This window comes from Blautia sp. AM29-29 (genome assembly GCF_003480555.1).
GTDB lineage: Bacteria > Bacillota > Clostridia > Lachnospirales > Lachnospiraceae > Fusicatenibacter > Fusicatenibacter saccharivorans.
Map to the genome: position 1 here is coordinate 1 of NZ_QUJD01000044.1, position 692 is coordinate 692.

1 protein-coding gene is annotated in these 692 nt (G+C 44.1%); it reads right to left on the bottom strand.

The genetic code is table 11. From position 1 onward, the window contains the following. Positions 1 to 55 precede the first annotated feature (55 nt). A partial coding sequence (locus DW769_RS17010) for an IS66 family transposase (RefSeq protein WP_243105479.1) occupies positions 56 to 692 on the bottom strand: 637 nt, incomplete at its 5' end.

Sequence of the window (692 nt, forward strand, 5' to 3'; positions counted from 1 at the left end):
GTAAACGGTAGAATACGAGCACCTTGACAAATAGCAGACCGCTTTTGCGGTCTGTTTATTTTCCGCTGGCTTTTTGCGGCTTTCTAATGTTTTCGGGCAACATATCTGACCATGGCAGAAGTTCTGCAAGAAAATCTATGTTTTTGTCATCTACATGTTTGGGAATCTCCGTAAGCAGATATTCGAAATAATCGAAAGGTTTCAGGTTATTCGCCTTTGCAGTTTCTGCGATACTGTAGATGATCGCTGAACTATTGGCTCCATTGACCGTATCGATCATCTCCCAGTTTTTCTTCCCTATACAGAATCCACGGATCGCACGTTCGCTGGCATTGTTGTCTATTGGAACATCCCCATCTTCCAGAAAAACTTTCAGGTAGCTTTCCTGGTTCAGTGCATATGTAAATGCTTCCCGTATTTTACCGTTCTTTGGAATCTTAGCTTCATTCTGTTTCAGGTACGCAAAGAAAGCATCCACCAGTGGTTTTACCACAAGCTGACGCTGCATGAGCCTGTCTTCCGTAGAAAAATCAGACAGTTTTCCCTCTTCCCGGTAAATGGCCTGTATCTGTTTCATGATCAGATGCAGGATTGATTCCTTTCGGTGTGCTTTTGGTATCACTTCCAGTGCATCGTTAAACCTGCGCCTGCAGTGAACCCAGCAGCCTGCAATCTTCAGATTTTCACGCTTC